General features: G+C 53.0%; 9 protein-coding genes and 1 pseudogene. All 10 read right to left on the minus strand.

Going from position 1 to position 8,130, the window contains the following annotated elements; genetic code table 11:
* Nucleotides 1-2 precede the first annotated feature (2 nt).
* Nucleotides 3-1,190 (minus strand): hypothetical protein, encoded by a 1,188-nt coding sequence (locus tag ACF8PK_RS13720; RefSeq protein WP_392441803.1) that lies wholly within the window; start codon nt 1,188-1,190, stop codon nt 3-5.
* On the minus strand, nt 1,187-1,666 hold the full coding sequence (locus ACF8PK_RS13725; protein WP_392441805.1) for a hypothetical protein: 480 nt from the start codon (nt 1,664-1,666) through the stop codon (nt 1,187-1,189). Before ACF8PK_RS13725 ends, ACF8PK_RS13720 begins: the two co-directional genes overlap by 4 nt.
* Entirely contained in the window at nt 1,648-2,694 is a 1,047-nt protein-coding gene (locus ACF8PK_RS13730; RefSeq protein WP_392441807.1) for a baseplate J/gp47 family protein, read from the minus strand. The genes ACF8PK_RS13725 and ACF8PK_RS13730 overlap by 19 nt, the downstream gene beginning before the upstream one ends.
* On the minus strand, nt 2,691-3,077 hold the full coding sequence (locus tag ACF8PK_RS13735) for a phage GP46 family protein (RefSeq protein WP_222744883.1): 387 nt from the start codon (nt 3,075-3,077) through the stop codon (nt 2,691-2,693). The genes ACF8PK_RS13730 and ACF8PK_RS13735 overlap by 4 nt, the downstream gene beginning before the upstream one ends.
* The gene (locus ACF8PK_RS13740; RefSeq protein ID WP_158130343.1) at nt 3,074-3,649 is read right to left on the minus strand and encodes a phage baseplate assembly protein V; all 576 of its coding nucleotides are present in this window, start codon (nt 3,647-3,649) and stop codon (nt 3,074-3,076) included. Before ACF8PK_RS13740 ends, ACF8PK_RS13735 begins: the two co-directional genes overlap by 4 nt.
* Nucleotides 3,642-4,580 (minus strand): phage tail protein, encoded by a 939-nt coding sequence (locus tag ACF8PK_RS13745; RefSeq protein ID WP_392441809.1) that lies wholly within the window; start codon nt 4,578-4,580, stop codon nt 3,642-3,644. Before ACF8PK_RS13745 ends, ACF8PK_RS13740 begins: the two co-directional genes overlap by 8 nt.
* Nucleotides 4,577-5,557 carry a DNA circularization N-terminal domain-containing protein gene (locus tag ACF8PK_RS13750; protein ID WP_392441811.1) on the minus strand — a complete coding sequence of 327 codons (981 nt, stop codon included), beginning with the start codon at nt 5,555-5,557 and terminating at the stop codon, nt 4,577-4,579. Before ACF8PK_RS13750 ends, ACF8PK_RS13745 begins: the two co-directional genes overlap by 4 nt.
* A gap of 339 nt (nt 5,558-5,896) precedes the next feature.
* The gene (locus ACF8PK_RS13755; protein ID WP_392441813.1) at nt 5,897-6,646 is read right to left on the minus strand and encodes a hypothetical protein; all 750 of its coding nucleotides are present in this window, start codon (nt 6,644-6,646) and stop codon (nt 5,897-5,899) included.
* A gap of 154 nt (nt 6,647-6,800) precedes the next feature.
* The gene (locus tag ACF8PK_RS13760; protein WP_392441815.1) at nt 6,801-7,037 is read right to left on the minus strand and encodes an ogr/Delta-like zinc finger family protein; all 237 of its coding nucleotides are present in this window, start codon (nt 7,035-7,037) and stop codon (nt 6,801-6,803) included.
* Nucleotides 7,038-7,046: 9 nt separating this feature from the next.
* Nucleotides 7,047-8,130, minus strand: a pseudogene (locus tag ACF8PK_RS13765) (replication endonuclease); the annotation flags it as partial.

An 8,130-nucleotide genomic window follows, 5' to 3' on the forward strand; every position in this document is an offset into this window, starting at 1 on the left:
GGTTATACCTCTACAAGAATTGGGAAGGCTAAGTTGCGAGGTCGGGTTTCGCTCCCGCCCGTTGATTGCGTATTATTTGTGTAACTTGATGACGGTGATGAGAAACCCGCGTTGGAACTACCGCCGTAGAGCGAACCGCTCATTGAGCGCACAATAAACTGGTGCGTGTGCGCTTGAATTTGGCCTGACTGAGCACTGGCGAACTCACGATAAGTATCCACGCCACGACCTTGGTCGAGCACACGGAAGAATTCACCGCCGGTCTCCGGGAAGTCAATCATTCCTGTCTCTGCGTTTACGAACTCAGGAAATGCTTCAGCTAATCGCCAGAACACCGCGACAGGAACGGAGTTGCTTAATACGTTTAATGTGCCTTCTGGTACGGTTTCACTCAGCCAAGGCCACAGCGCTGTACCCGGTCTGGCTCTCTTCGCTGGTGTCCAATAAAATGAGCTCGTGTCATCTGTCCAACCGACCTGACGGTTTGCTGTATCTAGCGGGTCTTTACCACTGAACGGTTCTTCGTGATATGCCTCCCATTCGAATGTTCTGTCATCGACCCGTGTGTAACACGTATCTCCTCTGTAGTAGGTACGGTTTGGGTTGTACTCCTGTCCCTGCGTTTTTGTAGCCAAGGGATATTGAGGATGTGGGTTTTCTTCATCCTGATGAGCCGTCAGTTTGTCGTTGAGTTTCTTCGGCGTAACGATAGTCGTGTCATCGATTCCCGCGCTCACAAGAGCAGAAGTCGCAATTTTTGCTGTACCCGCCACTTGTTCCGTGGCGTAAGGTGAGCCGAGCATTTCCACCGTTATGTTCTCAATCGTGGAAGTCGCCAGATTCAGTTCACAGGCTTCGGTGACCACGGTGTTTTTGCGTTTGTAGGTGATGACCTCACCATCGCGGCTGTCGACCGCGAACAGCGTCCCGTCTTCCAGCCAGTAACCCAGCTCTTTACCTTCAAACTCTTCATCACCATCCCAGACCGTTTCAAAATGCAGTTGGCCTTGTGCCACCAACGCCCCGCGGGTAATGGCTTTTTTCTGGATTTCAGCGGCCAGAGTGGTCTGCTCCGGATTCGGGACATAGCCGACAGAGCCGATGCTGATGTGAGTGATTTTGTATTCAATGCCCAGATCACCGGCACGAATCGCGGCGGCAATCCCGGCATGGGTGATGAGTAAGCTCATTGGGTGACCTCGTAAGTGTGTTGATTGCGGATATGCCGGCAGTTAGCAAGCTGATGATGGACATCAAGCCGGGACTGATACGTCCAGGTAATTTCAGTATGCGGCAGGCGCTTTTCCTCAAACGCGGCCCAGGCCTGCGCGCATGAGATTCGGGCGTCTTCCTGCAGCGCGACATAAATCAGATTCGGAGTGGTCCGGTCATCAGAGACGGTTCCGGCGTCATCACCTGCCTGGGTGTACAGCAGCGCCTGATAGTCGCTGATTTTCCAGCCGAACAGCGCTTCTTTAAAGTCGGTCAGTAGGGACAGTTCAATGTCATCGTGCGTGGCTTTGAAATCAGTGGCCATCGCCTCAATCAGGCTGGTCAGCTCCGGGTTGTCGGCTTCCTGCCAGTATTGCCCTTTGGGCAACAGGGCGCGGATGGCTTGCGCAAAGTCTTCGGCGCTGTAATCGGTGATTACGCTGGAGGTGTCCATGTCACGTCTCCTAATACATGAATCTGATGGCTATGAATCGTCACTTCATCGGTCGGCGATTTCACAATGAAGTTGGTGGTGACATTCGATACCGTCAGCACAATTTCCGTCGGTGTGACGGATTCCGGATTTCCCGTCGCGGTGTTGATTTTGCCCATTTTGCTTTGCGTCAGGCTCTGCAGCGCAGTGACGACATCATCACGGACAGACTGATCTTCAATGCCCTGAATCTCGATATTCAGCAGGACATGTTCGGGCAGTATGGCGATTGGATGGCAGCCCGCCAAACGATGCGCTTCGAAGGTTTGCTGAACCAGACTGATCACTTCGCTGCTTAGTGTCGGGTCCGCGGTGCGGCGGCCGATATACACTTCCACCATGCCGCGCTCCGGGGTGTTATCCAGTGCCCAGGCAAAGTCGACATCGGCATGGGCAGACGTTGCCCAGGCTTCATAATCTTCCGCTTTGCCGATCAGGTCGTTTTTCTCGTAGGCCACAATCACCCGGGCGCGCCAGTGTTCGAGGGTCTCAATGTCGGCGCCACCTTCAATGCCAAGGCTCTGAACCTGAGTCGGGTCGATACCGCCTAAGCCTTCGGACAGGGTCAGAATGTTTCCGGCTGGCAGATTGCTGGCACTGCCGGACACTCGCGCAATCACACTGACCGGCACGTCACTGTATTGCTCTTTGGTGGTTTCGTATTCATTGCCGGCAGCGTCGGTCAGCAAGGTTGCTTTGGGGATGACCACCACACCACCGAGTTGAGTAAACCGGACGGTGCCTGATGCAAACGTGGGCAGCAGGCGCGGCGTGTCATGACGATTGGCATGCAGATAAAGCCAGGCTTCGGAGCAGGTTTCCGGGTGAAGTTGGCGAAACAGCAAATCCTGATAGCCGTACTGGCCGTAACTCACGCCCGCAATCGCGCACGCGATGGCATCAATCGCCGGTGTGTTCTGCCCGGTTTTCGCCATCAGTGTCGATTTGGCGCGATCAATAAGTGTCTGCAGGCTGCGTTGTGTACTCATAGTGTGACCTTGAACGTGGTGTCATCGGTGAGGGTAATGATCACATCACGCCCCATCTGATTGGGTTTCGCTTCCCATACGGAAACTGTCACGGCTTTGGCGTGGCCGTCGGTGATGAGCCAGGCTAACGCGTCTTCATAAAAGCGTTTGGCCATGACGAGCGTCTGCGGGGTGAGCTTATCGCGGCGAAGGGTCCAGTCGCGTGAGCCTACGATGGTCAGCAGTTCGTCGCTCCAGTTGCCGCCGCGTTCGTCTTCGGCCATTCGCGCGCGATCGTTCTGTGTCGACTCGCTGTGGTTGTAAATGCTCTGCCAGACGGCGTGTGTCATGCCTTCCTCGGAGTGCATCGGTGCCGTGACTGCGTTTAAACGGAAATAGTTCATGATTTGTTTGGCCCGTAAGAAGTGCGCTGGTTGTTGTCGTCCAGGTAGTCGTGAGTGTGGGTTTCCACCGTAACGCCCGCAAACTTGCCGGAGCTGCCGCCAACGTTGCCCGCGACGTTGAGGTTGCCACCGATGTCCACATTGCCGGAGAACGAAACTTGGGACGCGGTGACATCTACTTTGGGCGCTGTAACGCTGACATCGCCTGCGGCCGTGATGTCCAGTTTTGCCTTGGTGTTCACTTTGATACCGTCTGCGGTGAAGTGAACCAGATTGCCTTTGTCATCGAGCATGGCGACCTCACCCGGCTGCAGTGCCATCTGGTAACGTTCGTCTTCCACATTCACCGTGATACCGCGCGCGGTGACGCCCCCGATAAACAGGTTGTAGGTTTTGGCGCCCACTAACGGACGACTCATAAAGCCGTAGTTGTGTACGCGGCGGATGCGATCGTTGGTGCGCCCCGTGGCGGTCTTAATCTGCAGCCACTGCGTCTCCGCTCCCGTGACCGTTCCGGTGCCAACCAGATTCTTAATCCGGCTCATCAAACGGGCCAGCAGTGTGTCAGACATCGCTTTGCTCCCTGAACGGCCTGAACAGTGTCATCGAGGTGGTTTGTGCACTTTCCGAGACGGACAGGCTCAAGGCTTTGATGACCAGCATTTCACTGAACTGCTGCGTCTGGTCGATAACCCGGATGACCCGGTTGAGTCCGTCGATGGCGAGCGCCGGGAACAGTCCGGCAATGCTTGCTGAGGCGGTCAGGCTCTGCGCGAACGCCAGGTTGTGCTCATACCGGGCGCGGGACAAACACGCGTCGGCTGACTGTAACTGATCGCCGATAATCACCCGCGTGCGCGAAGCATCGATGTCGGCCGCGGTGACCACCGCGCTGGCATCGTCCCACGCGCCCTGAACTTCGGTGCGGTGAAAGCGGGTATGGAACTGACGGGCAATCTCAAGGCGTTCGATGTTGTTGCCGACTTCAAGCCCGATACCCTGAATGATGCTGTGCGCGGTGTTCTCAATCGTCAGCACGCCATTGCGTTCAATCAGCGCCAAGCCTTGCTCTCGAATCAGCTGCGCGATGTTTTCCACCGGCGACTCTGCGTTGATTTGAAACTCCGGTACGGCTTTCAACGCGGAGACCAGACTCTCTGCCTGCAAGCCAAACGGCGCGGCCAGACGGCGTAGTAATTTGTCCATCGGCTGGTCGTAAAGCGCATCCATGGTGATGCGCGAGTCAATCATGTTGGCGCTGACGGAGCGGCCAGTGATGGTGACTGAGCGGCTGCCTGAATCGGTAGCGGATTCAACCTGATCAATTTGTCCTTTCAGGATGAGCTGGCGGCCGAGATAGAAGCTCACCAGCAGAGGCTGGTCAATGGCCATCACCGGTACTTTGCAGCGGAAGGTGTGCGCGAGCTGCTCGAGAGAGTAGCTGAGTTCGGCGGAGTAAAACGCGGTCTGCGCGCCATTGATGTGCATCGTAAGCTGGCTCATTGCGGGTTCCTCACGGTAATGTCACCACGCAGAAACAGAGGGTGCTGCAACGCATTCATCGCGGTAACGATCGGCTCTGCCGTGTACTGGTCGTGCGCGATGGTCAGGGCAGGTTTGCTGCGCGGCTGCTCAGTCACACGGTGCGCCGCGGTGCCTTTGATGACTTTGTCATGCTGCGTCTGAATGCCGCCTTTCAGCGCCACCAATGCATCGAAGATGTCCAGGCTCTCAACCGTTGACACGCTTGTCGTTTCAAGCACGCGTTCATCAATGCCGTCAATCAGCGCTGCGAGGTCGCTTTGAATGATGGCTGGCTGTTTGCTCATGGCGGTGCTCAGCAGCGTAGCGAACTTATCCGGCGCACTGCTGATGCTGCTGATGGCACCAAACGCTTCATTGATGGCTGAATTGATGCTTTGCAGCTTGTCATCAGCGAGGTTCAGGCGGTGGGTGATGTCCACCAACACGTTGAGTGACTGAGTGAAATCGTGCTGTGTCTGGTTGATGTCGGCCACGCTGAGACTTTTCACATCACGGGCGAACGACTGCGCTGAGACACTTTCCACTGCGTTGGCCTGTTGCTTCACGCGGACGGTCGCTGATGTGTTGATGGTTGGCTGCGTGCCGGCACGGACAAAGCTCAGGCTGAGTGTGACCACGCCACGCTTGGTGCTGATGCTTTGCGAAAAGGTGTCGAATATCAGCGTCAGTTCGCCCAGCCAAGGGTGCTCCAGCTCTCCGGCAGGGGAAGATTCAAGGTTAGCAATGAACGTGTTGGCATCGGCCAGCGAGTCGGTGCCGACAAAGACGACATCGAGTTTGATGGTGCGGGATTTACTGCCCATCACACGGATGTTGGGCAGTTCGGCGTAGGGAATTTCACTGACGTGCAGGCGTTGGCCGCCATCAATGGCGGTCGCCAGGATGTTGAGCTGATGCCCGTTCCATCGCCCGCGCTCGTACTGTCGTTCCCACATGAAAGCTCTCACTTCATCTCAAATAAATCAAAGAAGGCAGCAGGCTGGAAAAATGATGGCGGGGAAGGGCGCTCAGGCCTAATTCGGACTCACCCCTCCCTCCGCACCAAAATTCAGCACTGCAATTTTGCGCAATCAGAGACGCAAAATAATTAGGTAGGGTTATTGCACCACAGCCCTGATGGGAACTGAACTCAGGGCTGTTTTAGATTGGGGATTTAGAGAAGTGCCGAGATCGCAAACGTGCGTTTTTGATCGTTTTCGGATCCTTTAGTAGTTCTACCAATTAAAATCGAGTGTGACAAATAGGCAGTTTCTAAGGAACGTTGTTTTTACGGTTTAACCTCTATCGCATGCGTACCAATTGTCGGGCCAGTCCCAAATACTGTTAGAGCCAACTACAACTTTAATTTTCTTATCAGTCGAATCTTCTGTGTAAGCGACAATTTTGTTGTCTAAAGATACGCTACAAATTCTCGTACCCTTAGTTAAAACTTGCGATCTGGTATCTAAACTTTTTTGTTTTAACTCTGCGATTTCTTTCTGTTGTCTTGACAATTCGTACTCTTTTTCTTTCCGCTGTTGTTCTTTCTTCTCAGCTAGTTTGGCTTCTCTGGTCGTAAATTTAGGGAAGTGATTTTGGGGAAGAGTTGATGAGTTCTTGAGTTCATAGTATCTGAGCACCCATCCTTTGAACGACTCTTTTTGGATCGGCTCGTACAGGGTGCCGTACCCAAAAATCTGATGGTCTCTATCTACTTTCGATTCGCATGCCGCAAATCTTTGGTTAGGGTCGATTCCCTCGTATATGTATACATCACCATCTGAAGAAGAGCATCTTTCTTGCATTACCCTGTCTATGTAACCTGTTTTTTCTTTGACTAAACGAACTATATAAATATTGGAGTCTTCGCGTGTTTCAAAGGAATCAATGTAATCTCCAGACATCAACAAAATTCCAGAGCTACCCAAATCAACGTTATACGTCGCTATATCTCTAAAAAAATCATCTAGCTCTTCATTTGAAATCATCTGCGTTGATTGGCATCCACTGAGAATTAATATTGTCATTATTAATAAACGATTCATGATTCCTCTTTGATTGTCTTTGGTGATAATAATTATACTTTCACTGGAGATACTATCATTTATAACAGTAATCGATATTAAATTCATATGGTTATATGACCAGAGTCAACTAATAGAAAATGAAGTTTGTTGCCAATTCGATTTCTATTGTTTCTTAGCACCCAAACATCTCAATCTGATCCACATCCCCTTTGCACAGCTCCGGTTGCAGTTCTGGGTCTGGTTTGGCGCCAGTTGGTTCAATAATGCGGTTGACTGTGGTCAGCGTGGTAAACGCGCGGCCGCAGTTTAGGTTCAGGCATTGGTAATAGGCTTCGCGCGTTTCGTTACTCATCGCTTTGGACGTTGCAATACGTGCTTTGCTTCCGCAAATTGGGCAGGTGATTAACATGGGATCTCCTCACGCTAACGGCCAGTCATCTTCCAACTCAGGGAAGAACGACAGGTCCGGTTGTTGATACTCTTCGGTTTCTGGCTGGGCCAACACTTCATCCCAACCTTCAAAATTCATCCACGACAAATCATCGGCAGGCGTTCGGCTGACTTCGACCAGCTGAGCCGGGCGTTTTTCGCCGTACTCGTCTACCTCCGCAGGGCGGATTTGGATACTTCGTTCATCATCGATGCGAATTGAACTGCCTTTTCTGAGTGCGGCCAGTGCCGCTTCATCAATATTTGGCGGTTCATTCGCCTTTCTTCGCTCTGGTGCTAACAACCTGGTGAGCTGATCGCTGACCTGATCCTCGCGGGGCTCCGTACAGTTATTGACAGAACTCCGAGAGGCGGCGGGGCCGCCAATGACGGTCGCTGCGCTCCCTTGGGCGATCGCTTCCACATCATCGTTAACCTTGGATTTCTGTTTAATCGTCCAGACTCTGAGGCGTGTTTTGATGAACACGCCGGATGCGTCAAAGCCATCCAACTTGCGAACGGTTTCGCCGTGTGGAGAGGCAAACGGCAGCTCTTCATAAACGTTGGTGATCAGCAGGTCAGCGCGTTTCACGAACGGGCCGCCCTGGCCCATGATGTAATCGCGCCACTGGCCACGGTCGGCGGCTTTCATCACTTCCGTGACGGTGCCGTTTTCGTGTTCCAGATCGGCTTGATAAACCTGCGTGAGCAGCACAAACAGATACTTGCTGTCGAACTTCTTATGGCGACGAATCAGCTCTGCCGGAATAGGCGGGCCGATCAGCTTGCGGCCTTCGCGGATGTCCAACTCTTCGTAAATCGTCAGCAGCTCTTCATAGTTCAGTTGAGTGAGGTACTGGTTAAAGCTGGCTTTGTCGTTGTTAGCAAAACGGCGCAGCTCGCGATAAGTCGTTACCGGAGCACCACCGAAAAATTGAAACTGGCGGATAGCCCAGCGGCTTTTCCAGGCACTCACATTCTTTGCCATGTCTTTCACGGGTTTGCCTGTTTCATCGGACATCTCATCATCCATGGCAAAGCCGTCGATGTTCTTGGAAATGTACTTAGCGATG

The sequence above is a fragment of the Vibrio sp. CJQ_6 genome, assembly GCF_043106745.1.
In the GTDB taxonomy this organism is placed as follows: Bacteria; Pseudomonadota; Gammaproteobacteria; order Enterobacterales; family Vibrionaceae; genus Vibrio; species Vibrio furnissii.